Genomic DNA, 24,192 nt, shown 5'->3' with positions numbered 1-24,192 from the left:
TCTGCTTGCTCGATTCAATTCCCGCACAATTTCGAGGAACACCCCATGCGCTCCACCGCCCTGCGGACGCGCGCCGGCATCCTGCTGGCCGCCACCCTTCTGCCCTTGTCCGCCTTCGCCGATGCCCTGTACCTCCAGCTCACGGACGTGGGCAGCGAAGTGGACGCCAGCGGGCTGACCGCGAGCACCGTGGCGGAGCGCACGCGCTACGGCATCGAGGAGGCGCTGAAGAGCGCCACCACGGAAGCCATCCTGATGGACCCCCAGCACGAGGGTTCGCCCGACGTGACGGTGAGCGCGAAGGTGACGCGGGCCGGGGAGAAGTACCGGCTGACGTATCAACTGGCCACGACGCACGCGCCGGTGCGCACCAAGACGCTGTCGTACGACTTCGCCAATCCCAGCCTGAGCGACAAGGGTTCGGTGGTGATGGCGCAGGCGGTGCTGGCCGAGGCCCAGAAGCTGGAGGCCGCGAGCCAGGAGACGCCGGTGGCGACGGGCGAGGTGCCCGCCGCGGCGGACTCGGACTCGCTGGTGTCGGAGCGTTCGAGCAACGACGCGTCCCGTTATGAGGGCATGGCCGGGGACTCGATGGGGCGCGAGACGGAGAGCCCGCAGCTGCCTCCCCGGCGCGGTGGCCGGACGAACCTGGACCTGGGCCTGGCGTTGGGCTTCAACAGCCCGTCCGGCATCTTCGGCGGCGAGCTGGAGTACCGGGTGGCGCCCATCCTGGGGCTCAACCTGAGCGCCGGCACGGGCGCCTGGGGCTTCCGCGTGGGTCCGGTGGCGCGCCTGTATCCGCTGGGCGAGGTACGCACGAGCCCGTTCCTGGAGGCGGGCATGAGCTTCAACATGGGCACGACGTCGTCGACCCGGCTCACCATCGGCGACGAGTCCGAGGTGTACACGACGGAGAAGCTGTTCACGCCGGTGGCGACGCTGGCGGTGGGCATGCGTCAGTCGATGGGCCCCATGTACCTGGGCCTGCGCGCGGGCTGGGGCTTCCGCCTGCGTGAGGACAACTGGACCACGTCGGACGGCCGCGACCCGAACCTCTTTGACGCGCTCGACATCGGCACCAGCCAGCACGGCGGATTCCTGTGCAGCGTCACGCTGGGCATGTCGATCTTCTAGCGGTGCTACGGGTGGGGCGCGGGAGCCGGTGAGCCCGCGTCCTGCAACGTCAGGCAGTGATGACCTCCAGATGTCCTGGAGCCCGGGACCGGGGCCGGTCGCGCACGACGATCTGCACATCACTGCCCAGGAGGGTCAGGAAGCGGATCAGTCGCTCCGTCGAAAAGCCCGCCATGCGTCCACGCAGCAGGGCCGAGACCTTGGGCTGATCCACTCCCAGCAGCTTCGCCGCCGCTGCTTGGGTCAGCTTCTTCCTGGCGATGATGTCCGCGATCCTCGCGACAAGCTCCGCCTTGGCCAGAGCCTCCTCTGGCTGAGCGACCTCCAGGTCCCGGAAGACATTCCCACTGCTGGCCGTGAACTTCGGTCCGCTCCTCATTCTGAGTCCTCTTTCTCAGCGTGCTTCCGAGCCGCGTGGAGGGCTTCCGCCGCCTTCAGACGGAGCTTCACCAGATCGATGTCCTGCTTGGGAGTCTTGATCCCCTTCCTCGACTTCTTCTGGAAGGCATGCAGCACGTAGACGACTCCCTTCAGCTTGACCGTGTAGACCGCCCGGAAGGTGTCACCGTCGAAGTCCTCGACGACCTCCAGCACTCCAGCCCCCTTGAAGCCGGTGAGGGGCTTTGCGTCCGGGTGCTTTCCTCCCGTCTGAGCTTGGTGCAGGGCGTAGCCCATGACTCCTCGCACCTCTTCAGGAAACGACTTCAAGTCCTCCAAGCTGCTTCCCACCCAGATGAGCGGCCTCGCCATCGTCTGAATCATGCCAATTCTGGCATGTTGCGGCAACCTTACCGGACCATAGTGTCAGGACTGCTTGGCAGCCCGTCCGGTCCTGAAGTCGGAGCAACGCTCCCATTCCCACCGGCAGGCGCTAGGCTCGCGCGCCATGCCGTCCTCCCTGCTTGAAGTGTTCCTGGACCACGCCCGTCACGAACCCTCTCGCCCGCTGCTCTCCTTCGAGGGGACCACGTACACGCGAGGACAGCTGGCGGAGCGGGTCACCGCGTTTGCTCGCGGACTCAAGGTCCGGGGGCTGGCTCCGGGAGACCGCGTCGCGCTCTTCCTGGAGAACAGCGACGCGTTCGTCATCACCTGGCTGGGTGTCCAGGCCGCGGGCTGCGTCGCCGTGCTCGTCAATACGGCCTACCGCCAGGTGGAGCTGGCCCACATCCTCTCCGACGCGGAGGTGAAGGTCTGCGTCACCGGGACCTCTGGCGCCTCGGAGCTCGCGCCACTGCGCGACCAACTCCCATCCCTGCAATGGCTCATCACCGTGGAGCCACCTCCACCCGGGCTCCCCGCGTCCCTGCCCTCCGTGGCGTTCCAGGACGTGCTTGCACAGGGCGCCGCATCCACCGCGGCCCTGCCCCTGCCCCGCGCGGAGGACCTCGCCGTGCTGGGCTACACGTCCGGCACCACCGGCCGCTCCAAGGGCGCCATGCTCCAGCACCGGCAGCTGCTCTCCAACGTGCGCGCCGTCACCGAAGCCTGGCACTGGACCGACGCGGATCGGCTCCTGCTCACCCTTCCCCTCTTCCACACCCACGGCCTCATGGTGGGCCTCCACGGCACCCTCTTCACCGGCGCCAGCGCGGACCTGCGCCGCCGCTTCGTCGCTTCCGAAGCGCTCACCGCCCTGCACGACGATGCGTCCATCACCCTCTTCTTCGGCGTGCCCACCATGTACGGCCGCCTCCTGGAGGAATCCCGCCGCACCGGCGTGACGCCGCACCCCTTGCGCCTGTGGGTCTCCGGCTCCGCCCCCCTGAGCCCCCAGCTGTGCCTGGACATCGAGGCGCGCTTCGGCGCCCGCATCCTGGAGCGCTACGGGATGACCGAAACGATCATGAACACCACCCAGCCCTACGACGGCGAGCGCCGCCCCGGCACCGTGGGCATGCCCTTCCCCGGCCAGGAGGCCCGCGTCGTGGACGTGCGCTCCCGCCAGCCCCTGCCCCGCGGCGAAACAGGCGAAATCGAAGTCCGTGGCCCCCACGTCTTCACCGGCTACTGGCGCCGCCCGGACGCCACCGCCGAAGCCTTCGACGCCGAGGGCTGGTTCCGCACCGGCGACCTGGGCGAATGGGACCCGGACGGATTCCTGCGCATCACCGGCCGGGCCCGGGAGCTCATCATCAGCGGTGGCTTCAACATCTACCCCCGCGAAGTCGAAGAGGTCCTCACCGCGCACCCCGCCGTCGCCGAGGCCGCCGTCCTGGGCCTACCCGACCCGGACTTCGGTGAGCAGGTCGTCGCCGTCATCGTCTCCCACCCCGGCGCCTCCACCGACGCCCAGGCCCTGGTGGACTGGTGCCGCGAACGGCTCGCTGCCTTCAAGAAGCCGCGCCGCGTCGTCTTCACCGACGCCCTGCCCCGCAACGCCCTCGGAAAGGTCCAGAAACACATCCTCAAGGAGCGCCTGGCCGGCTCCCAGGCCGCATCCACCGCCACCTGACCAACAGAACGCACACCGTCCCCTGGCCGAACTGGCGCGCGGACCTACCTTCTCGGGCGAGAGAAAATGGAGCCACCGCCTGAAGTCCGACACCGCCCGCATCCCGTCCAGCCCGCCCCCGGCCTCCCGGCCGACAGGGGTCCCGGGCCGAGTGCGTGCGGTGGAGGGGGCCCGCGCATGAAGCGGTTGCTCATCGTGGACGACGAGCTCGCCATCGTGGAGGCGCTCGAGGACATCCTGTCCCTCGAAGGCTACGACATCGTCACCGCGTACAACGGCGACGAGGGTCTCCAGCGGCTCATGACCTCCAAGCCGGACCTGGTGCTGTTGGATTTGATGATGCCGGTGATGGACGGCGGAGAGCTGCTGCGCCGCATCCGCGCCCATCCGGACCTGTGCGACCTGCCCGTGGTGGTGATGAGCGCGGGCCGCCTCACGGACGAGGAGCGCCGCGCCAGTTCCCACTTCCTCGCCAAGCCCTTCGAGCTGGACGACCTGCTGGGCACCATCGCGAAGCAGCTGCCCGCGGACGGGCTCCTCGCCTAGCCCGGCGTCGCGCGGAAGAGGACGTCGCGGTAGTACTGCAGCTCGCTGATGCTGGAGCGCAGGTCCGCGAGCGCGGTGTGCCCGCTGGGCGGCTTGCGCGGCTCCACCAGCGCCGGGTACCAGGCGCGCGTAATCACCTTGAGGCTCGTCACGTCCACCATGCGGTAGTGCAGGTAGCGGTCCACCATGGGCATGTGGTCGATGAGGAAGCGCCGGTCCGTGTGGATGGAGTTGCCCGCGAGGATGCCCTCGCCCAGGTCGCAGTAGTCCGCGATGAAGGACGTCACCTCGCGCTCCACCACGCGCAGGGACGACGTGGACGCGCGCACCTTCTCCAGCAGGCCGTTCTTCGTGTGCATCTCGCGCACGACGGGCTCCATGCGCTGGAGCATCTCCTCCGGCTGCCAGACGACCCGCTCGAACTCACCCATGGGGCGCAGGTCCGGGCCGGTGACGATGATGCCCACCTCGATGATGCCGCAGGTATTGGGGTCCAGCCCGGTCATCTCCAGGTCGAGCCATACAAAGCGGATGTCACGGGAAGCCATGTCCGGAGATTCCTGGTCGCGAAGAGGAAGACGCCCCCTATAGCAGCCCGGAGCCCCGGCGCACCCCCTCCGTGGACGAATCGTCCCGCCGCGCCCGCCTGCCTCCCTAGAAGTCCACCAGCGCCTCGGCGGTCCACACGCCCTCCGGCCCCTGGCGCACGGACACTTCGGTGAGCGACGCGCCCGTCACCGCCACGTGCGTGCCATGTCGAGCCTGTCCCGCGCGCTCGCCAAAGCCGTGGCCAAAGAGGTTCAGCCCGTCCAGCCGCACCACGAAGCACTGGAAGCGCAGGCGCCGTCCGGCCATCGCGCCCACCACCGCCCGCAGCCAGTCCGCGAGCAGCTGGTCATGGTCCGAGGACTGGCAGTCCACCTCCAGCTCCTCGTGCGCCTCCACGCTGCGCGGGTCCGTCACCAACGCGCAGAGTCCCAGCGCCGCCATCTCGAAGGCCTGCTCCATGGAGCGGCCCACGCCCCGCACCCCAAGCAGCTCCTCGCGCGTGAAGTGCTCCCAGTGCGTCCGGGGCCTGCTGTCATCCGCATGCACGGTTTCCACATCCATACGTCCTCCTCATGTCCTCGTCGTCATCCGCTTTGCGTTCCCGAAAGCCCGTCAGAACCACCACCCGCCCGCCACGTCCGGAGCCACGCCCTGCGGCCGGGCGGGGCTGGCCTCCCGGGCGCGCGTGAGCCAGCGCCGCAGCTCGTCCTGGGTGAGCGCGGGGAAGGTGTCGTAGGCCTCGGAGACCTCGCGCAGCGCGGGGTCCAGCGTCAGCGCGTGCACCGCGTCCGCGCGGCCCCGGACGAGCTCCAGCGCGCGCGGCGTCGCCACGCCCACCGCCACGATGCGCCGGCGCACGCCCTGCTGCTTCAGCGCCAGGAGCGCCGCGGTCACGGTGGCGCCCGTCACCATCCCGTCATCCACCAGCAGCGCCGTGCAGCCGCGGATCCGCGGCGTGAGGCCGCCTCGCAGCTGCCGGGCCTGATGCTCCACGTCGTCCACCTCCTCGTGCACGAAGCGCTGGAGCGTCTCCCCGGGCAGCTTCGCCTGGCTTGCGGCCTGGGGGTCCAGGTACAGCCCGCCGCCTTCCGTCACCGCGCCCAGCATGAGGCGGCCCCCCGGCACGCGCAGCCTCCGCGCCACCCACAGGTCCAGGGGAGCCCTCAGTGCCCGGGCCACCTCGTACGCCACGCGCAGCCCGCCGCGCGTCAGCCCCAGGACGCACACGTCCCCGGAGCGGTAGGGCGTCAACACCCCCGCGAGCTTCTGCCCCGCCTCCGCCCTGTCCCGGAAACGCATCGGTCTGCCTCCACCCCCGGAAGGTGCTCTTCCCTCCGGAGTGTGTCGGCGGAGGCACGTTCAGTGGCTCTCCTGGCGGCATGCCCGGGGGGCCAGGGCACCGCGAGCGCCTCCCGCGCTAGGGTGTGCCCCCATGACGCCCATCGCCCTCGTCGTCGGCAGTGCCAGTCCCCACCTCGGCCGTGCGCTCGCCCAGGCGTTCGGCGCGGAGCCGGTGGGGGTGAAGCGGGAGCGCTTCCCGGATGGAGAACTGCACATCGAGGTGCCCCCGGAGGAGGTGCGCGGCCGCCGCGTCGTCATCCTCCAGTCCTCCACCCCGCCCGTGGGCGAGAACCTGATGGAGCTGCTGCTGCTCGCGGACGCGTGCTGGCGGGCGGGCGCGGCCTCGATGGAGGCGGTGATTCCCTACGTGGGCTACGCGCGCCAGGACCGGCGGGCCCGGCCGGGCGAGCCCCTGGGCGGCCGTCTGGTGGCGGACATGGTGTCCCATGGCCGCTTCACGCGGGTGTTCACCGTGGACCTGCACAACCCGGCGCTGGAGGGCTGCTTCGGCGCCCCGCTGGAGCACCTGTCCGCGCTGCCGCTGCTGGCGGACGCGCTGCGCCCCCACGTCACCGACACGACCGTGGTGGTGGCGCCGGACCTGGGCGCGGTGAAGCGGGCGGAGGCGCTGGCGAAGCTGCTCGGCCGTCCGTGGGCGGTGGTGCACAAGGCGCGGCTGAGCGGCAACGACGTGGAGACGCTGGGCCTGCTGGGCCAGGTGCGCGGCATGCGCCCCATCCTGGTGGACGACATGGTGTCCACCGGCGGCACGCTGGCGGCGGCGGCGAAGGAGCTGAAGGGCGAGGGCTGCGTGGACGACTTCATCCTCGCCACCACGCACGCCCTGCTGGTGGGCCCCGCGCTGGAGCGCCTGCACGGCGTGCCGGTGAAGCGGCTGGTCAGCACGGACAGCGTGGAGCACCGGCAGGACCTGCCCTTCCCCCACCAGGTGGTGACGCTGGCCCCGCTGCTCTTGCGCGCACTGCGGCCCGACGCGCGTTAGTCTGCCCGGCCATGTCCGACACGCTTCTGACGCAGCTCGACGCCGGGGTCTTCTCCGTCACCTTCAACCGGCCGGAGAAGAAGAACGCCTTCACCCACGCCATGTACGAGGCCGCCACCGCCGCCCTCCTGGAGGCGGACCGCCGCGACGACGTCCGGGTGGTCCTCCTGTCCGGCGCGGGCGGCGCGTTCACCGCGGGCAATGACATTGGCGACTTCCTGGAGCACCCGCCCACGGGCGAGGACAGCGCGGTGTTCCAGTACCTGCGCGCCCTGGCCGGCCTGAGCAAGCCCGTGCTGGCGGCGGTGGAGGGCGCGGCGGTGGGCATTGGCACCACCATGCTCCTGCACTGCGACTACGTGGTGGCCGGGGAGAAGACGCGCTTCAACATGCCCTTCGTCAACCTGGGCCTGTGCGCGGAAGGCGCCAGCAGCCTGCTGCTCCCGCGCATGGCGGGCTTCGCGCTGGCGTCGGAGCTGCTGCTGTTCGGCGACCCGTTCGACGCGGCCACCGCGCTGCGCGCCGGCATCATCAACAAGGCCGTCCCGGAGGCGCAGCTGAAGGAAGTGGCCACCGAGCGCGCCCGCGCCCTGGCCCAGCGTCCCGCCCAGGCCCTGAAGGTGACCAAGGCGCTCATCCGCGGCCCGCTGCGCGACCAGGTGGACGCCGCCCTCAAGCGCGAGGGCGCCGAGTTCGTCCAGCGCCTCGCGTCCGACGAAGCGAAGGAAGCCTTCATGTCCTTCATGTCGCGCGGCCGGAAGTAGGCCTCCCCGCCGCGACGCGTGCGGCACTCCCGGGTCCGCGTGCATGTCACGCGGACCCGGTGTCGTTTCAGGGACTGACTACCGCGGCGCGGGCGGCGCCTGCGGAGTCTTGGCCGGCTTGCCGGTCAGGAAGGCCCCGATGCTCGCGCCCTGGGCCTCCTTCAGCGCGATGCACTGGTCCACGATTTCCAGCACCTGCCGCAGCACGCGCTCGGAGCCGGGCACCTTGCCCACGCGCGGCTCGAAGAAGGCGGCCACCTCCTGGCGCTTGCTCGCGTCGCAGTAGCCGGCGCCCATGTACGGCAGCCGCGAGCCCATGCCCTCCGGCAGCAGGCCCGGCTTGTCGTCGGTGCCCACCAGCGTGTCGAAGTTCGTCTTCAGGAACTCCACCGCGGTGTCGCGGGTGCGGGGGTCGCGCGACGCGCCCATCAGGAGCCACAGGTTCTCACGCATGTCCTGCTTGGGGTCGAGCAGCAGCTCCAGGTTCGCCTTCACCAGCTTCGGGTCCGTGGCGTGGCTCAGGCCGCCCAGCAACTGCTGGCGCTGGTAGCGGCTCTGCTCGCCGCGCAGGGCCTCCATCAGCTTCGTGTGCAGGGCCGCGTCCCCGTGCTCCACCGCGATGGCGAGCACCGCGCCCACGACGTCCGGCGCCACCGCCTTGCGGTCCTTGAGCCACTGGTCCGCCAGCGTGCGTGCCTCCGCGATGAGCTTCGGGTCGTCGCCCTCGTTGCCGGCGAGCTCCAGCAGGCGCGGACGCAGCAGGCGCAGGTCCTCGCTCTCACCGGCGCGCGGCTTGAAGCCCAGCTTGCGCGCGCGCGGTCCGAAGGTGTCGCGGACGTAGCGGGCGCGGTCCGCGTTCTGCGCCTCCGGGAGCAGCCGCGACGACACCAGGTCCATCAGCTCCAGGCCCGCCTCCAGCACCTGCCGGTCCGGGTCCTCCGCCACGCCGGTGAGCAGCGGCAGCGCGTCCGCCGCGGGCATGAGCCCCGCCTTCGCCAGCGCCAGCGAGTCACTCAGCAGCACCACCCGCTCCGCGCGCGACAGCTTCGACAGGCCGGACTTCATCAGCTTCGCGTGCGCATCACCCGCCAGGCGCATGCGGTAGTAGCCCGAGCCGTCCGCGTTGGGGAACACCCACGCCGGGCACGCCTTCGCCTCCGTCAGGGCGATCTCCGCCTTCTCCTCCGTCATCAGCGTGCAGGCGGTGGCCTCCTTGCCCGCGCCCGGGTACTTCACGCACACCGGCACCTTCCACGACTGCGCCTCCGGAGCCTTGGAGCCCAGGCGCATGTAGCGCTGCTGGGTGAGGGCCACGCGCGGCTTGCCGCCGTCGCACAGCAGGGTCGCGGTGATGAAGGGCGCGCCCGTCTGGTCCAGGAAGCTGTTCATCACCTGGGACACGTCCTTGCCGGACTCGGCGGACAGCGCGTCCAGGAAGTCCTTCGCGGTGGCGTTCTTCCCCGCGTGCGCGCGGATGTAGCGCTGGATGCCCTTCTGGAAGACGTCCCGGCCCAGCCACGTCTCCGCCATGGCCAGCACCGCGCTGCCCTTGCCGTAGGTGATGCCGTCGAAGGCGTTCTGGATGTCACCCGCGTTCTGGATGGGCTGACGGATGAAGCGCGCGGCGACGAGGCTGTCCGCGTCCAGCGCGTCGTTGCGGGACTGCACGCGCTCCACCGGCGCGTCCCACGTGGGCTGGTACGTCTCCACGATGCGCGGGGTCATCCACGAGGCGAAGGACTCGTTGAGCCACAGGTCGTCCCACCACGCCAGGGTGACCAGGTCGCCGAACCACTGGTGCGCCAGCTCGTGCACCTGCACGTTCGCGAACGCGCGCTGGCGCCACACGGCGTCCTCCTCCGGCTTCGCCAGCGCGAGGCGCGAGTTGAACGTCACGAGGCCCGGGTTCTCCATGGCGCCGCCCATCAGCGGCACCGCGAGCACGTCCAGCTTCTCGTACGCGTACGGGATGCCGAAGTACGCCTCCAGGCGCTCCAGGATTTCCGGCGTCACCTTCGCGGCCCACGCGCCTTCGCTGGCCCGGCCGCGCGGCGTGATGATGCGCGTCTTCACCTGCTTCTGCCCCGCGTCGCGCGCGGGCAGGAAGTCGAACGGGCCCACGCCGAAGGCGATGAGGTAGCTGGGCAGGGGCTGCGTGGGGGCGAAGCGGTAGATGTGCCAGCCGTCCGCGCCCTTCTCGTCCGCGAGCTGCGGCGTGTTGGTGACGGCCACGTTGCCTTCCGGCACGTGGAAGGTGAGCTGCCACGGCACCTTGAAGCCGGGCTCGTCGAAGGACGGGAAGGCGCGGCGCGCGCCCAGCGGCTCGAACTGCGTGTAGATGTACCAGTCGCCACCTTCGTTGACGCGGAAGGCGCCGGACGTCTCGCGCTCGGACGCGGTGCCCGTGTACGTGAGGTGCAGCTTCGCGCCGCCCACGGCCAGCGGCTTCGCCAGCGTCAGGCCGAGGAAGTCCTCGCCGGAGGAGGAGGCCTTGAGCGTCTGCGTGACGCCGCCCTGCTCCAGCGTGGCCTCCTTCACGATGAGGCCCTTGCCGTGCATCCAGATGATGTTGGTGGCCTTGGCCACCTCCAGCATGACGTCGACGGTGCCTTCGAAGGACTCGGCCTTCGGATCCATCTTCAAGACGATGGCGTACTTCGTGGGCCGCACGTCCTCAGGCAGCCGCAGCGTGGGAGGCGTGGGCGCCGTGGCCGCCTGAATGGCGGGCGGCGTTTCAACAGCACCGGGAGCGGGAGCGTTACCCTGTCGGGCACCGCATGCCGCAAGGAAGGTTGCGGTGGCCAGGGCCACCGGACGGAGCAGGTTGGGCATGGCCGCGCAGTGTGGACCAGAGCAGCCTGGCAAGGTAGCGACGAGCAAGCGGTGCGTGGCCTTGCTGTCAGGTCGTGTTCGCGATGGAGTGCGCCGCTGTGTCCGCTCCCCTTTCATCGCATCCGCTGCCATCGCAAACGAACACCCCTCCCGAGGGGAAAAGGCCGCCGGAGCACCTGCGCCGCATCATCGGCTCGCCGCCGGGCCCCCTCGTGGCGTTCCTGACGCGAGGCGTCTGGGCGTTGCTCACCGCGTTGTCGCCGAAAGCGCGGGATGCGCTCGCACGCTTCGTGGCGAACCTGGCCTACACGCTGGGCATCCGCCGCAAGGTGGCGCTGGACAACCTGGCGCACGCCATGCCGGAGAAGAGTGAAGCCGAGCGCCACGACATCGCACGGGGTGCGTACCTCACCATGGCGCGCGTGGTGGTGGAGTCGCTGCCGTCCGGGGACCGGATGACGCCGGACTGGGACCAGCAGGGCATCGAGGGCGAGGAGGCGTGGGCGGCGCTCAAGGCGCACGTGGCCACGGGCAAGGGCGCGCTGCTGGTGACGGCGCACTTCGGCAACTGGGAGCTGGTGGGCCAGATGCTGATCCGCTGGGGCATCCCGCTCAACGCGCTGGTGCGTCCGCTCAAGGGCGCGCTGAACACGCGCATCGCGGTGAACCGGTTGGGCGCGGGCGCGGGGCTCATCTATCCGAAGGGCGCCATCCAGGAGATTACGGACGCGGTGAACCGCGGCGAGTCCGCGTACATGCTGCTGGACCAGGCGCTGCCCGCGAAGTCCGCGGTGTTCGTGCCCTTCTTCGGTCGGCTCGCGTCCACGACGCCCGCCATGGCGGTGGCCGCCGAGCGCACGGGCGTGCCGGTGTTCGTGGTGATGGGCGTGCGGCCTCCCGGCCCTGGCGCGCGCTACAAGCTGGAGGTGGAGGGCCCCATCCTCCCGCCGCAACCCGGCGAGTGCGCGGACCCCATCACCGAGCACACCGCGCGAGTCACCGCGGCGATGGAGCGCGCCATCCGCCGGCATCCGGAGCAGTGGCTGTGGCTGCATCGCCGCTGGAAGGTGCAACCTCCGGCGCTCGTGACGGCGCCGTCGCCGGGCCTCACCGAGGGCCCGCCGCAGAAGTAGTGCCGCGCTACTCCACGACGACGCGGCGCAGGTGCGCGCCCAGGCGTGTCACCAGCTCGTAGTGGATGGTCTGCGCCCAGCCGGACAGGGACTCGGCGGACACGGACTCTTCTCCATCGCGGCCCAGGAGCGTGGCCGTGATGGGGCGCTCGTCGGACGTGGCGCGCGTCACGTCCACCATCAGGTGGTTCATCATCACGCGGCCCAGCACCGCGCACCGCCGGCCGTTCACCAGCACGTGCGCCTTGCCGGACGCGAGGCGCGGATAGCCGTCGTAGTAGCCCACCGGCAATACAGCGATACGCGTGGGCTCCGGGCAGCGGTACGTGCAGCCGTAGCCCACGTAGGCGCCCGCCGGCAGCCACTTCACCACCTGGCTCTTGCACCGCCACGACAGCACCGGCTTGAGCACCGGCAGCTCGCCCAGCACCAGCCTCGCGGACAGCCGCGTCTCCGGCGAGGGCCACAGGCCGTACAGCGAGATGCCCACGCGCGCCGCCTCGAAGCGCGCCCGGGGCAGCACCAGCGCCGCGGCGCTCGCGGCGATGTGCCGCTGCAACGGCTTCGCGGGCTTCAGCTGCGCGGTCAGGTGTCCCAGCGCGGTCTCGAACGCGTCCAGCTGCGCCAGCGCGTACGCCTGCTCCGTCACGTCCTCCGTGTTGGCGAAGTGGCTGAGCACGCCCACCGGCTCGAACACGTCCGGCGCGTCCGCGAGGAACTGCGTCTCGCGAGGCAGCTGATCCAACGTGAAGCCCTCGCGGCCCAGCCCCGTGTCGATGTGCACGTGCACGCGCAGCGGACGCGGCAGCTTCGCCGCGCGCAGGGCCGGCACCGCGTCCGCCCAGGAGCGGTCCGCCACCACCGCGTCGATGCCCTCGCGCGCCAGCACGATGGCCTCCTCCGGAGCCACGGCGCCCAGCACCACCACCTGCCGCGCGGGCAGGCCGTGCGCGGACTCGTGGGTGCGCACCGTGAGCGCGTCCTGCGGCGCGATGAAGTAGAGGACGTCCACGCCCTCGTGCACCAGCGGCAGCACCTGGGCCAGACCGTGGCCGTAGGCGTTGCCCTTGAGCACCGCGCCCAGCGCTCGGGGTGTGGGGCCGGTGGACTCCAGCGCGCGGAACGCCGCCACGTTGTGCCTGAGGTGGGACGCGCTCACCTCCAGCCATGAGGAGTACACCGCGCCACCAGGCCCGACTCCGAGCCCCACACCGACTTCTTCCACGTTCACACCTCCGCACCAGCCCACGTCCCGGATGGCTCTACCAGCAAAGCGCAGGCCATGGGCGGCCGTGGCCAGAGGGCCACGGAGGGTGGGACGCCGGCTGGATGCCACTCGGGCGGACGAGGGTGGAGAGGGGGCGCCCCGCACGGCCAGGGGGGCGTGTTCGGGTGGACACGCGCGGCGCGGGAGCGTGTCCCGGGGGACACCTGACAGGTGGGAGCCTCTGCGCGACATGTCGGGTGACACGGCGGCGCGACAGGGGCCGGTGGTAGTGTCCTCCGCCGTGGCCGCACCTGAATTGCCCTTAGCCCAGGCTTTCATGACCGCCCGGGGAAAGACGGAGCCGGCAGGGGCCCTCTCTGTCCTCCAGGAGCGGCTGGCCCAGGCCCTGGACACAGCCCGGCAGTCCTGGCCGGACATCCCCCTGGAGGGTTCGCGCTTCGCGGCGCACCTGGCGCGGCTGGTGCCCGCGGACGGCCACGAGGACGCCTGGGGCAAGCTGCACATGGCGGACGTGTACCTGGCCCGGGCGGCGGCGGATGGCCTGCCCTCGGCGCTGGCCACGTTCGAGCAGCGCCTGATGCCGGAGGTGGACGCGGCGGTGGCGCGGCTGAGGCTGCCCCCGGCCGGACTGGATGAGGTCCGTCAGGCGCTGCGGCAGCGGATGCTGGTGGGGAGCGCGGAGGCTCCGGCGCGGCTGGCGGCGTACCCGGGCACGGGGCCGCTGGCGGGCTGGGTGCGCGCGGCGGCGCTGTGGCTGGCGCTGGACTGGCAGCGGCAGCGCTCGGGGCAGGCGCAGTCGGAGGACGGCGACCTGTCCATGCTGGTGGCGCCGGGGGACGATCCGGAGCTGGCGTACCTCAAGCAGACGTACCGCGCGGAGTTCAGCGCGTCGTTCCAGGCGGCGCTGGCGGCCCTGTCCGCGCGGCAGCGCAACTTCCTGCGGCTGAAGTACCTGGACGGGCTGGGCATCGACCAGTTGGGAGCGTTGTACGGCGTGCACCGCTCCACGGCGGCGCGGTGGGTGGTGGGCGCGCAGGAGGAGCTGCTGGACGGGACGCGGCAGCGGCTGACGGAGCGGCTGCGGCTGACGCGCTCCCAGCTGGACAGCGTGCTGCGGCTCATCTCCAGCCAGCTGGACGTGAGCCTGAGCCGGCTGTTGCGCACGCCCTCCGAGTAACGCGGCGCGCGAGGCCCCGTCCCCCGGCGAGGCGCCCGAGAATCCCGGCAGGGCATTCTCGGCCAGTGCGTTAAAGAGAGGGGAGGATGCGAACGCTCTTCATCGGAGATGTGCACGGCTGTTCCAGTGAGCTGGACGCGCTCCTGAAGGCGTGTGACTGGCAGCCCGGCGACCGGGTGGTGCTGGTGGGCGACCTGGTGGCGAAGGGGCCGGACTCCGCGGGCGTGGTGCGGCGGGCGCGCGAGCACGGCTTCCACGCGGTGAAGGGCAATCACGACGCGCACGTGCTGCGCTGGCACGGCGGCTACGCGTCCAAGGGCAAGAAGCTCAAGCCGGAGCACCGGCAGGTGCTGGACACGCTGAGCGCCGCGGACTGGGCCTGGATGGAGCGGCTGCCCTCCTACTTGCGCTTCCCGGATTTGAACGCGCTGGCGGTGCACGCGGGGCTGGTGCCAGGGGTGCCGCTCGAGGAGCAGAAGGAGGAGTTCCTCTTCAACCTGCGCAGCATCGCGGCGGACGGGACACCGTCGAAGCGGCTGGAGGCGGGCGAGCCGTGGGGCAGCCTGTGGCAGGGCCCGGAGCTGGTCATCTTCGGCCACGACGCCATGCGCGGCCTGCAGAAGCACCCCTTCGCGGTGGGCCTGGACTCCGGTTGCGTCTACGGCGGCAAGCTCACCGCGTACGTCCTGCCGGAGGGGAAGTTCTACTCCGTGCCCGCGGCCCGCGCGTACATGACGCTGTAGGCCTCAGGGTCGAGCGTCCTTCACGCGCAATAGCGGCACCCAACGAGCGTGAGCGAAGGCGGGAGGGCTGTCTGTTCTGAACATGACCCAAAGCCTCTCATGAACATACATGCCATGGTTTCTCCATGAGCCCACCGCCCCCCTTCCTTTTGCCTTCGTCACGGCCCCTGATGGGACGGCGTGCCTTGCTGGGAGGGATGGGAGCCCTCGCCATCGCTGGCTGCTCGCGGGAGGGAGCGACGGGAGCCCGGGCGGAGCCGCTCCGAGTTCCTGCCCCCGGCTGGCGTGGGTTGCTGTACTTCAAGCAGGAGCGTCCGGGCCCGCGGCGTGACTTGTGGATTCAATCCCTGGATGGGCTACGGCACACCGCGCTCACGGACAGCGGTCGGCTCGCGGGCTGGAGCCGTCCCCAGGTGGAAGGCCCCCTCAATGGGGCCTGCATTTCGCCGGATGGGACCTGCGTGGCCTATGCGGAGCGCCATCCCGCCGCTTCGGACGGAGCGAGCGTCTCACCCTTGCAATCATGGAACGTGCTGCTCGTGGTCAATGCGGATGGAACGGGCCGACGCATCCTCGTGGACCTGCGTGACCTGCCCTCTCCACCGAAAGGAACCCGGGCCAGTTCGTTCATCTGGTCCTCTGACGGAAAGCATCTGGCCTATGCACTGGAGCTCCCCCATCCTGACTGCGAACTCCTGAAGCTTTACAGGGTGGAGGTCGAGTCAGGCAGGGTGACGGAAGTCCCGCTCGGTCCCATTCAGGGAAAGCCTCAGCTGTGGGTCTGGTCCTCTTCCCGGAACGAATGTGTGTTCACCCTTCAGTGCGGAACCACCGGGGCGCAGCGCCTGGGGGTCCTGGACGTATCCACGGGCCGCGTGCGGACACTCTCGGCGGAAGGGCCTGCCGTTTCGCCTGACGGCGGCCATGCCTTCGTCACGACCTCCACTCCCCAGGGAAGAAAGGCATCCCTGCACACCCTGGACGATGCCTTCACCCCCGAGGCGTCATTGGGAGCCTTCACGGGAAGGTTCAACTGGTACAACCAGCGCCCGGGGGGACTCTTCACCGAGGTGACACCCGAGCCACCGACGACGGAGTGCGCGGGAGTGACGCCCCCACCGCAGCGCCTGTATCGATGGGACCCGCATGCGCGCACGCATTCGCGGGTACGCCAGGATGCAACCCCCTTCACGGTCCTGGCCTTCTCGCCTGACGACACCCAGGCCCTGGTGAACATCCTCGTGGGCCGGGACGACTCCCAGCCTGGCTTCTGTGGTGAGGGCTGGCTCCAGCGGCTCCACGTCGTGCAACGGGACGACCTGGAGAGCGACCTTCCGATGGAGCAACTCCTCGCGAAAAGTACGCCCCTGGCCCCTTCAACGCCGTGGCCTGGGCCGTCCAGTTCCTCCTACATTGGATGGTTGCGCTGACAGCGCTGGGGGCCCCAGGAACAGGCCGGCCCCACGGCGCCATTCAGCTCACTACTCGCACACGTTACTGCTGTTGCAGCTCTGCCCCGTGGAGCAGGTTCCGCAGCTCGCGACGCTCCGGGCGACGCCGCAGTTGTCGGTGGCGCTCACCGCTCCGCATGTCTTCATCAACCGGGCACAAAGCTGCGCATCCGATTCGCAGAGCGCCTCCACTTCCGCCGGGGCCTCGTTGTTGCTTTCGCTCGTCTCCAGAAGGCTCGTGGTCACCCGAGCCTCATAGGAGAAGGAGCCCGGAACCCGTGGCCTCAGCGTGACCCCCACGCTCGCCGAAGCGCTGGGGGCCATGGCACCCAGCGTGCAAACCAGCGTCTCCTCGAAGTGGGCGCATTGGCCCTGGGAGGACGTCACCGACACGTACTCAGCCTCCTCGGGCAGATCCGCGGTCAGGACCACCTCTGGCTCGGCCCGGCTGCCTGCCTGGGACAACCCGAACGTGTACACGACGGGAGTGCCCACCAGCGCAGGGGAGGGACTCGCGGTCACGGTGAGCGCCACATCGACGGTGCCGGAGACCTCACACGCATCGCCAATGCCATTGCCATCCGCCCATGGACTCAGCACCCAACAAAAAACAGACACCATCCCAATTGCTTCCACGCGGCAACTACCCCCCCGCCATATCCAGACACAACAACACCAGACATCGCGCCCCAACGTCCCCCCAGACGGTCCAACGGCCACGAGGCCTCGCCAAACCCTCCTGGCGCAATGGCTCTCCGGATGTGCGCTCAAGCGTCTTCCGCACGCTCTCCGGCTCTGACATATTCCATGGACACCGTCTTTTTCCGGGAGAACTTCAACATGGTCCGCACTTCGAGCCTCGTCAGCGCCCTGCTCCTCGTCAGCGCCTGCCAGAAGCCCCCGGAGTCCTCCCTGGCCGTGCCTGCCGCCGTGCCGGTGGCCGCGCCGGTGGCCGCGCCGGTGAAGGTGGCGCCGTTCTCGCTGTCGGTGCTCCAGGACGCGGCGCCGTCGGGCTGTACCTGGCTGCGGCTGGAGTCAGACGGCAGACGCAGGGCGCTCGTCACGGTGGACGCGGCGTGTGACGGGTTGCAGCTCGCGTGGAGCCCGGACGGCAAGCACGCGGCGGTGCGCGACGCGGCCGGCAGCGCGCGCGGGCCCGGGCGCGTGTGGACGGTGGACCTGACGTCCGGACAGGGCGCGGCGCAGCTGCTGCCAGAGGAGGGGCTGACGGGCGCGGTGGGGTTCGATTCGGTGGGGCGGCTGGTGGCGTTGACCGCGCACACGGGCGAGCTGGTTCGGCGCGACGACGTCTTCCTCTTCGAGGGCCGTCGCATCCCCATCCCGGAGCTGGACGAGGGCGCGGGGCTCGCGCACGCGTACCGGCTGGATGCGGGGGCGTGGAAGCGCATCGAGACGGTGGCCACGCGAGGTGACGCGGACGCGGTGTTCGCGCTCGCCACCACGGAGATGCTGGTGTCCTCCACGGTGGCCGGGGACCTGGACGCGCTGGTGGCGCAGGGATTGGACGAGGGCAGTCAGGACGCGGTCCGGCTCGACGCGGTGGTGCCCGACCGGGGGCACGACGTGTTCGGCGGCTGGGCGCGCGTGGAGTCGCGCGGCGGCCCGCTGTTCGCGTGGCAGACCGCGGGCGAGCAGACCGCGCTGATGATGCCGGTGCGCTGGGAGGCGGAGGACGGCCACCTGGGCGAACCCGAGGGACTCGCCCTGCACGCCCGGAGCACCGTGCGGGTGCTGGCGCGAGGGGACCTGCTGATGCTCGCGGGCGAGACGCAGGCGCGGGTCTACGACCTGGGCTCGCGGCGCCTGGCGGCGTCCTTCGACGGCATCCGGAGCGCGCGCTTCTGGCCGGAGCCGAGCTCGCTGGTGCCGCACGGTGCCACGGCGGCGACCGGGCAGCGGTAGCCGCGCCTCAGAACTGGCCCGTGCTCTTGAGGGCCGCGAACATGATGGCGCCGTAGACGCCGCCGCAGAGGCAGCAGGAGAGCACAGGCACCAGGAGCGCACCCGCGAGCGCCGTGCCCCAGCTGGTGCGGTGCAGCGTGCGGTAGGTGAAGGCGCGCAGGCCCATGGCCCAGAAGGGCGCGGCGTACACGGCGACGAAGGGAATCACGCCGACGATGTACGGCGCCTGGGAGATGGCGTGCGCGCGCAGGGTCACGGAGAAGCCGCGCTCCACGCCGCCCATGCGGAGGATGAGGTGGTCCAGGCCCGCGTTCGCCAGGGTCATGCCGGTGCTGAACACGGGCATGAGCACCGTCCAGGCCGCCATGACCACCGTCATCCACAGCTTCAAGTCCTTCGGATCCGCGCCGCTCTTCTCCGTCTCGGGGATGAACCCCAGGATGACGCCGATGAGCGCGGTGTAGACGAGGCCCGTCGACAGGAAGCCGGCGATCGCCGACAGCATCACGAAGCTCATGGAGCTGCTCACGGGCGCGTCGGGGTTGACGCCCCGGAGGGTCTCCGTGGGCCGCATCAACATGCCGAAGCACGTCCGCCAGAACGCCTTGAGCGTCCCCAGCTCCGCGCGCTGGTCCCAGGGCAGCTGGCCCAGAGGTTCACGTTCGAGGCAGGTGGCGCAGACGGTGCCTTCCGGTCCCTGGCGCAGGCAGCGGGCACAGGCGAACGCGCCACAGCGCGGGCAGGTGGCCACGCCGAGCCACTCGGGGTGCACGGCGCAGACAGGGTCGGCGCCGCCGGGAGCCGGGGCCACCAGTAGCGAGGCCCCGCACCGCGCGCACGTTTCAGCGCCGGGGGTGAAGGGGGCCTGACAGGAGGGACAGGAAGGCGTCATCGCCGCGCATCCTCGCACGGCCCGGGCCCCGTCACGCACGCGGACAACGGAGCGGGCCCCCGGTTCGCGGGCGCTACGGCTCCGGCGAGGACTCCGGATCCACCGGCACCGTGGGGGACGTGCTCCCAGCCTTGTCCTGCGATGGCGCGCTCCCCGCAGGAGCCACGACGCCCTGCGACTTCGGAGCGCGGGCCTCCTGCGCGGCCCGGACCTGACGGGCTCGCTTCGCCTGGGCCAGCGCCGCCTTCGCCGCGCCCGCGTCGCCCAGACCCCGCTCGCGCTTCGCCAGCGCCTCCCACAGCTCCGGCGAGTCCGGATGCAGCGTCACCGCCGCTCGCAACAGGCCCCTCGCCACCTTCGGCGACCGCGTGTCCAGCAGCCGCTTCAGGAAGCCCGAGGGCGACAGCACCAGCGACCCCTCCGGCGTCTCGAACGCCTCACGCACGTGGGGAATCGCCTCCTGCTCCCGGTCCGCCTCCAGCAACCCCACCGCCTCCGCCAGGTGCGCGTCCATCGACTCCGGTTGCAGCTCCGTCGCGCGCTCCAACCAGCGCATCCGGTCCACCGGCTTCCGCTTCGCGCGGTCCGCCAGCGTCAGCAGCTCATCCGTGTAGTCGGGCCGCACCGCGGGGGCGCGCACCGCCGCCTCCTTCAGCGACGGCCACAGCCGCTCCGGATCCTTCATCGCTTCCAGGCGCGAGCGCTTCAACGCCGGCACCTCCGCGCGCTTCCATCCCGCGACGAAGCGCGCCACGTCGCTCCGCACGGACGAACTGAAGCGCTCCGTCTCCGGACACTTCTGCGTCTCGCACGCAGCCAGGTAGTCCGCGAAGAAGCCCGCCGCCCCCTGGGTCCGATACGAGCGCAGCCGCTCCGCGCCCATCGCCCGCTCCACCGTGGCCGCCATGTGCGCGCCCACTCGGATGAAGAGCGACTCGGCGCGCGGCTCGTGCGCGCCGCGGATCCGCTCCATCGCGCCCCGGCCGTCCCGGGCAATCGCGCCCCGTTCGAAGAGCGAGGACACCTTCGCGAACGCCGCCGCCAGGTCCGTCTCCGGTGGCAGCGTGCCCGGACCGCGCGTGGCCCAGTCGTGGTACGCGAGCCCGTAGCTCGCCAGCCGCCCCATGCCCTCGTAGACCACCGCGTCCACGGGGTCCGTGAAGTGGCCGCCCCGGCCCGGCGCGCCCTCGTCCAGCACCGTCTCCATCAACCGGATGGACAGCCGGCGCAGCCGCTTCGCCTCGTCCTCCACGTTCGTGGCGAGCGCGATGGCCGTGTCCTCCGCCGGCAGCAGCACCAGCAGCGTCGTCGTCTCCGGCTGCCCGCCCGCGTGCGCCACGATGTAGTGGCCCCGCAGCGGATAGGTCGCGAAGCCCATGCCGTAGTCGGTGATGTGCCCGTCGCGCGTCACCATCGTCGCCTGCATGCGGCCCATCGTCTCGCGCGTCACCAGCTTGTGGTCCAGCACCGCGCGAGCGAAGCCCAGCAGGTCCTCCACCGTCGCGCGCGTGCCACCGCCACCGAAGCGGCTGGTGACGTCCAGGAAGCGCGAAGGCTTCAGCGTGGCGCCCGAGACGCGGTAGCCCACCGCCTGCTGCGCGTCGCGCGTGCTGAGGTCATCCACGTCCGCGTGGCTCATGTTCGCGGGGCCGAAGACGTGGTCGCGCAGGTACTCGCGGTAGGGCTGACCGGAGGCCGTCTCCACCGCCGCGCCCAGCAGGTTGAAGCCCCACGTCGTGTACAGGTAGCGCGTGCCCGGCTCCGACACGAGCGGCCGGTCCGCGAACAACCCGATGGCCTCCTTTGTCGTCACCGGCTTCGTGTTGTTGCCGGCGCGCGGGCTGTCGTAGGTGGGCACCCCGCCCAGGTGGCCCAGCAGCTGCCGCACCGTCACCGGCCACTGCTTCACCGGGTACTCGGGCACCAGCGTGTGGATGTCCGCGTCCAGGTCCAGCTTGCCCGCCTGCGCCAGCTGCATCACGGCCACCGCCGTGAAGGACTTGGTGATGGACGCCATGCGGTACGTGGTGCGCACCGTGGCCGGCAGTTTCTTCGCCACGTCGCGGTAGCCGTAGCCGTTCATCCACCGCTTGCCACCCCGCATCACGCCCACGGACAGGCCCGCGGTGGGACCCTGCTTCAGGTCCGCGCGCACCAGCGCGTCCAGCGCGCGCTGCACCTCCGGCGAGAACTCGGAGACCTTCGCGTCCGGCTCCGGCGCGACCTTCGCGCTGGACTCCGGCGGGGACGCGGGCTTCTCGACAGACTCGGACGGCACGGGCGCGGGCGCCTGCGCCACGGACGCGGGCTTCTCGGCGGACGCCTGCGCGAACGCGGGCCCTGCCTCCACCAACAAACACAGCGCGACGAAGAGCCGCTTCATGGCACCGCCTCCGCGGTCTGGCTGCTCGCACCGGTGTCCGAGGCTTCTTCACGCGAGGTCGTGAGCGCCGGCGCCGGCACCGCGCCCTCGTTCACCCAGCCCGCGAGCAGCGCGTCCGAGACCAACTGCCCCAGCAGGTCCAGGCCATGACCGCGCGGATGCACCAGGTCCTCGTGCATGAACCCCGCCTGGTTGAACCGCGCGAGCGAACCCGCGCCGCCCATCGCCGTGTAGAGGTCGAAGAAGCCGCAGCCCTCGGCGAGCGCCACCTCGCGCTCGGCCTGGATGGCGGCCTCCAGGAACGGCCGCTGCGTCAGCGGCTTGCCCTTCGCGTGCGCGTCCTGCACCGCGTCCATGGGGCCCACCACCAGGCACGCACTGCCCGGCGCGGCGGCGCGGGTGCGGCGCAGCAGCGCGGTCAGGTCCTGGCGCACGGTAGGCAGGTCCGTGCGCTTCCACTCCAGGCGCTTGGACTCATTGCCGCCCAGGAAGAAGAGCAGCAGCTTCGGGTCGCGCTGCGAAAGCTGCGCCTTCAGCGCGTCCTCCTCCAGCCGGCCATACAGCGTCGCATCCGCGGACGGCACGCCCAACATGTCCAGCACGATGCCGGACGCGTCCTTCTGGAGCACCACCCCCTGCACGATGGCGCCCTTGCCTTCCGCGGTGACGTCCAGCCACTTCGCGCCCGCGGGCAGGTCGAAGGACGTGGTGCGGCTGGCACCGTCCTCCTGGGGCTCCGTGCGCGTCAGCACCGTGCCGTCCACGGACACGACGAGGCGGCCCGCGCCCTTCACATCCTTCCACCACAGCGTCCCGCGCGGCTCGCCCTCCAGCTTGAAGCGACCCCGGGCGCGGTTCTCGGTGGCCAGGTGGTACACGCCGGTGATGCCGAACGGATGCGGCGGCGCCTTCAGTTCGCCCAGCGTGCGCGGCTCCCAGCCGTTGCTCACGGCGGCCGTGCGCCCTCGTCCGCCGTAGGGAGCCATGCGGTCCACCAGCAGCACACCCCGGCCCGCGCCGCCGAAGCCCGCAGCGAACTCCTCGCGGACCACGTCCACGATGCGGTCCCCCGCGATGAGCGAGTTGCCGAACGCGGCGATGACGGTGGGCGTCGTCCCCGGCGTCTGCACGAGCCCATCCAGCGCGGTGAAGAACGGCGTCAGCGCGGACCGCGCGCAGCCTGCGTCATCCTTCTCCAGACAGGGGTCCTCCACCATGCCGCCCGGAGCCTGAAGCCGCGTGGCCAGCGCATGCAGGTGTCCGGCGCGCTCGGTGGTGGGCGGCAGCGCGCGAAACGCGGAGCGCGCCGTCGGCCGCGCCTTGCCTGGCGCCTGCGCGGGCAGGTTCGCGGAAGCAGGCACCACCTGCGAAGAACCCGCGCCCGTCGCCGCGGACTCGGGGCTCGCGGAAGGCTGCCCCTCCACGGATGCGGGCCTCGTGGCATTCACCTCCGGCGGCGGCACGGAGTCCGTCGCGGGATTCGTCGTCAGGGGGAAACGGTGAGGAGGTGTGCGGGACTCGCACCCGGGGAGCAGAGCCCCCGCCAGGACAGCGAGCAACCCCGCCCGCCGGAGCCCGCGCGAGACATCGAGAACCGTCATGTGGCCCGCGAGCGTAGACGAAAGCCTGGGGACACGCATGTTCTGGACCCCACGCTCGGCCGCCTCGCGAGCCGCCCCGGCGTGGCATCCCGGACATCTCATCCGTCCTGGACCGCACGTCCGGCCCAGGCTTCCTCGGGGAAGAACCGGTTTCCCGTACGCCAACGCGAATGCAGGGTCCGGCCGCGAACATGTTCCCTTCACATGGCGCGGCGCGCCCCCAAATTATCCGCCGCGAATATGGCGAAGAACCGGCTCACAACGTGGACGAAGCTCCACCGGCGATTTGGCGAGCACGTGCGCCTCATGCGCAACAGCCGCTCGCTCACGCAGGAATCGCTCGCCGAACGCAGTGACCTGTCGGTGGATGCCATCCGCCGCATCGAGCGCGGTGCGTTCTCTCCGTCGCTCGACACGCTGGGCAAGTTGTCCGTGGGGCTGGACGTGTCCCTCAAGACGCTCTTCCACTCCTTCGACATGGAGCGCACCGACGGCGTGGCGGAGATCTGCGACTTCCTCGCGTGCCGCTCCGGCTCCGAGCTGAAGCTCGCCTGGCGCGTGCTCCAGGCCATGTTCGACGAGCACTGAAGCGCGGCCCCGCTACCAGTCGCACCCGGCAGATGTTCCCTGTCACCGCAGGCGTGTTTGCCCTATGCGTCGGGCCCCATGAGCCGCGCGCCCCCCACCCTCCTCCTCGTCGAGGACGACAGAGACCTGCGCGACGCGCTCGTGGAGATCCTCCTCGCCGAAGGGCACACCGTCGCCGCCGCGGAGAACGGTGACGAGGCCCTCGCGTGGCTGGAAGCGCACCCGTGCCCCGCGCTGGTGCTGGTGGACATGTGGACGCCGCACAAGGACAGCTGGCGGCTCCTGGACGCGCTGCACCGCGAGCCCCGCTTCGCGGACCTCCCCGTCATGGCCATCAGCTCCGGCGAGGAGCGCCACCCCGCCATCCGCGAGGTGCTCTCCAAGCCCTTCGACCGCGAGGCCCTGCTCGCCGGGGTGCGCCGCTTCGTGCACCCGCTGCACTGAAGGCC

23 protein-coding genes are annotated in these 24,192 nt (G+C 71.0%); 12 read left to right on the top strand and 11 right to left on the bottom strand.

All coding sequences use genetic code 11. The annotated features are described in order from the left end of the window. The first annotated feature begins 45 nt into the window (after positions 1 to 45). Positions 46 to 1,134: a hypothetical protein gene (locus GTZ93_RS00560; protein ID WP_139920310.1), complete on the top strand. Its 1,089-nt coding sequence runs from the start codon at positions 46 to 48 to the stop codon at positions 1,132 to 1,134. Positions 1,135 to 1,183: 49 nt separating this feature from the next. Here GTZ93_RS00560 and GTZ93_RS00555 read toward each other — a convergent pair whose 3' ends face one another. Beyond that, a complete protein-coding gene (locus tag GTZ93_RS00555; RefSeq protein ID WP_139920311.1) occupies positions 1,184 to 1,513 on the bottom strand; it encodes a helix-turn-helix domain-containing protein in 330 nt (109 codons plus the stop codon). Further along, a complete protein-coding gene (locus GTZ93_RS00550) occupies positions 1,510 to 1,896 on the bottom strand; it encodes a type II toxin-antitoxin system RelE/ParE family toxin (RefSeq protein WP_219629090.1) in 387 nt (128 codons plus the stop codon). Before GTZ93_RS00550 ends, GTZ93_RS00555 begins: the two co-directional genes overlap by 4 nt. Before the next feature lie 124 nt (positions 1,897 to 2,020). On the opposite strand from GTZ93_RS00550, the gene GTZ93_RS00545 reads away from it, so the two are divergent. After that, positions 2,021 to 3,589 (top strand): AMP-binding protein, encoded by a 1,569-nt coding sequence (locus GTZ93_RS00545; RefSeq protein ID WP_139920313.1) that lies wholly within the window; start codon positions 2,021 to 2,023, stop codon positions 3,587 to 3,589. A 177-nt stretch (positions 3,590 to 3,766) separates the two neighbouring features. Next, a complete protein-coding gene (locus GTZ93_RS00540) occupies positions 3,767 to 4,135 on the top strand; it encodes a response regulator (protein WP_139924107.1) in 369 nt (122 codons plus the stop codon). On the opposite strand, the gene orn is transcribed toward GTZ93_RS00540, so the two are convergent. The 3 genes from orn to GTZ93_RS00525 form a co-directional block, all read right to left on the bottom strand. Beyond that, positions 4,132 to 4,683 (bottom strand): oligoribonuclease, encoded by a 552-nt coding sequence (orn, locus tag GTZ93_RS00535; RefSeq protein ID WP_120579015.1) that lies wholly within the window; start codon positions 4,681 to 4,683, stop codon positions 4,132 to 4,134. The two genes, GTZ93_RS00540 and orn, sit on opposite strands and share 4 nt — an antisense overlap. Before the next feature lie 106 nt (positions 4,684 to 4,789). Then, a complete protein-coding gene (locus tag GTZ93_RS00530; RefSeq protein WP_139924109.1) occupies positions 4,790 to 5,245 on the bottom strand; it encodes an archease in 456 nt (151 codons plus the stop codon). Positions 5,246 to 5,296: 51 nt separating this feature from the next. Beyond that, positions 5,297 to 5,983, bottom strand: a complete 687-nt coding sequence (locus tag GTZ93_RS00525) for a phosphoribosyltransferase (protein ID WP_161662597.1) — start codon at positions 5,981 to 5,983, stop codon at positions 5,297 to 5,299. Positions 5,984 to 6,116: 133 nt separating this feature from the next. Between GTZ93_RS00525 and GTZ93_RS00520 the strand changes: the two genes are divergently transcribed. Further along, the gene (locus GTZ93_RS00520; protein WP_043320864.1) at positions 6,117 to 7,028 is read left to right on the top strand and encodes a ribose-phosphate diphosphokinase; all 912 of its coding nucleotides are present in this window, start codon (positions 6,117 to 6,119) and stop codon (positions 7,026 to 7,028) included. Positions 7,029 to 7,039: 11 nt separating this feature from the next. Next, a complete protein-coding gene (locus GTZ93_RS00515) occupies positions 7,040 to 7,792 on the top strand; it encodes an enoyl-CoA hydratase (RefSeq protein ID WP_120579011.1) in 753 nt (250 codons plus the stop codon). A 78-nt stretch (positions 7,793 to 7,870) separates the two neighbouring features. Here GTZ93_RS00515 and GTZ93_RS00510 read toward each other — a convergent pair whose 3' ends face one another. Continuing rightward, on the bottom strand, positions 7,871 to 10,462 hold the full coding sequence (locus GTZ93_RS00510; RefSeq protein ID WP_306464195.1) for a M1 family metallopeptidase: 2,592 nt from the start codon (positions 10,460 to 10,462) through the stop codon (positions 7,871 to 7,873). Between the two features lie 260 nt (positions 10,463 to 10,722). On the opposite strand from GTZ93_RS00510, the gene GTZ93_RS00505 reads away from it, so the two are divergent. Beyond that, positions 10,723 to 11,757 carry a lysophospholipid acyltransferase family protein gene (locus tag GTZ93_RS00505; protein WP_390624845.1) on the top strand — a complete coding sequence of 345 codons (1,035 nt, stop codon included), beginning with the start codon at positions 10,723 to 10,725 and terminating at the stop codon, positions 11,755 to 11,757. Between the two features lie 7 nt (positions 11,758 to 11,764). Here GTZ93_RS00505 and alr read toward each other — a convergent pair whose 3' ends face one another. Then, positions 11,765 to 12,982, bottom strand: coding sequence for an alanine racemase (alr, locus tag GTZ93_RS00500; protein WP_180946079.1), 1,218 nt, complete (start codon positions 12,980 to 12,982; stop codon positions 11,765 to 11,767). A 319-nt stretch (positions 12,983 to 13,301) separates the two neighbouring features. Here alr and GTZ93_RS00495 point away from each other — a divergent pair, with 319 nt between their 5' ends. The 3 genes from GTZ93_RS00495 to GTZ93_RS00485 all read left to right on the top strand — a co-directional run bounded on the left by GTZ93_RS00495 (position 13,302) and on the right by GTZ93_RS00485 (position 16,335). Continuing rightward, positions 13,302 to 14,162, top strand: coding sequence for a sigma-70 family RNA polymerase sigma factor (locus GTZ93_RS00495; RefSeq protein WP_121754553.1), 861 nt, complete (start codon positions 13,302 to 13,304; stop codon positions 14,160 to 14,162). An 86-nt stretch (positions 14,163 to 14,248) separates the two neighbouring features. Next, positions 14,249 to 14,905: a metallophosphoesterase gene (locus GTZ93_RS00490; RefSeq protein ID WP_120579007.1), complete on the top strand. Its 657-nt coding sequence runs from the start codon at positions 14,249 to 14,251 to the stop codon at positions 14,903 to 14,905. 875 nt (positions 14,906 to 15,780) lie between these two features. Next, positions 15,781 to 16,335, top strand: coding sequence for a hypothetical protein (locus GTZ93_RS00485; RefSeq protein WP_139919110.1), 555 nt, complete (start codon positions 15,781 to 15,783; stop codon positions 16,333 to 16,335). 51 nt (positions 16,336 to 16,386) lie between these two features. On the opposite strand, the gene GTZ93_RS00480 is transcribed toward GTZ93_RS00485, so the two are convergent. Then, the gene (locus GTZ93_RS00480) at positions 16,387 to 16,956 is read right to left on the bottom strand and encodes a DUF11 domain-containing protein (RefSeq protein ID WP_139919109.1); all 570 of its coding nucleotides are present in this window, start codon (positions 16,954 to 16,956) and stop codon (positions 16,387 to 16,389) included. A gap of 207 nt (positions 16,957 to 17,163) precedes the next feature. Here GTZ93_RS00480 and GTZ93_RS00475 point away from each other — a divergent pair, with 207 nt between their 5' ends. After that, positions 17,164 to 18,279, top strand: a complete 1,116-nt coding sequence (locus GTZ93_RS00475; protein WP_139919108.1) for a hypothetical protein — start codon at positions 17,164 to 17,166, stop codon at positions 18,277 to 18,279. 7 nt (positions 18,280 to 18,286) lie between these two features. On the opposite strand, the gene GTZ93_RS00470 is transcribed toward GTZ93_RS00475, so the two are convergent. The 3 genes from GTZ93_RS00470 to GTZ93_RS00460 all read right to left on the bottom strand — a co-directional run bounded on the left by GTZ93_RS00470 (position 18,287) and on the right by GTZ93_RS00460 (position 22,978). After that, on the bottom strand, positions 18,287 to 19,171 hold the full coding sequence (locus GTZ93_RS00470) for a zinc ribbon domain-containing protein (protein ID WP_139919107.1): 885 nt from the start codon (positions 19,169 to 19,171) through the stop codon (positions 18,287 to 18,289). 73 nt (positions 19,172 to 19,244) lie between these two features. After that, positions 19,245 to 21,554 (bottom strand): serine hydrolase domain-containing protein, encoded by a 2,310-nt coding sequence (locus GTZ93_RS00465; protein ID WP_139919106.1) that lies wholly within the window; start codon positions 21,552 to 21,554, stop codon positions 19,245 to 19,247. Beyond that, positions 21,551 to 22,978 carry a GDSL-type esterase/lipase family protein gene (locus GTZ93_RS00460; RefSeq protein ID WP_257979225.1) on the bottom strand — a complete coding sequence of 476 codons (1,428 nt, stop codon included), beginning with the start codon at positions 22,976 to 22,978 and terminating at the stop codon, positions 21,551 to 21,553. The genes GTZ93_RS00465 and GTZ93_RS00460 overlap by 4 nt, the downstream gene beginning before the upstream one ends. 381 nt (positions 22,979 to 23,359) lie before the next feature. Here GTZ93_RS00460 and GTZ93_RS00455 point away from each other — a divergent pair, with 381 nt between their 5' ends. Further along, complete coding sequence (locus tag GTZ93_RS00455; RefSeq protein ID WP_180946078.1) at positions 23,360 to 23,743, top strand: helix-turn-helix domain-containing protein; 384 nt, start codon at positions 23,360 to 23,362, stop codon at positions 23,741 to 23,743. A gap of 78 nt (positions 23,744 to 23,821) precedes the next feature. Continuing rightward, a complete protein-coding gene (locus tag GTZ93_RS00450; protein ID WP_139919103.1) occupies positions 23,822 to 24,187 on the top strand; it encodes a response regulator in 366 nt (121 codons plus the stop codon). The last annotated feature ends 5 nt before the right edge of the window (positions 24,188 to 24,192 follow it).

This window comes from Corallococcus exiguus, from assembly GCF_009909105.1.
Lineage (GTDB): Bacteria > Myxococcota > Myxococcia > Myxococcales > Myxococcaceae > Corallococcus > Corallococcus exiguus.
This window is presented reverse-complemented; position numbering and strand designations above follow the sequence as displayed.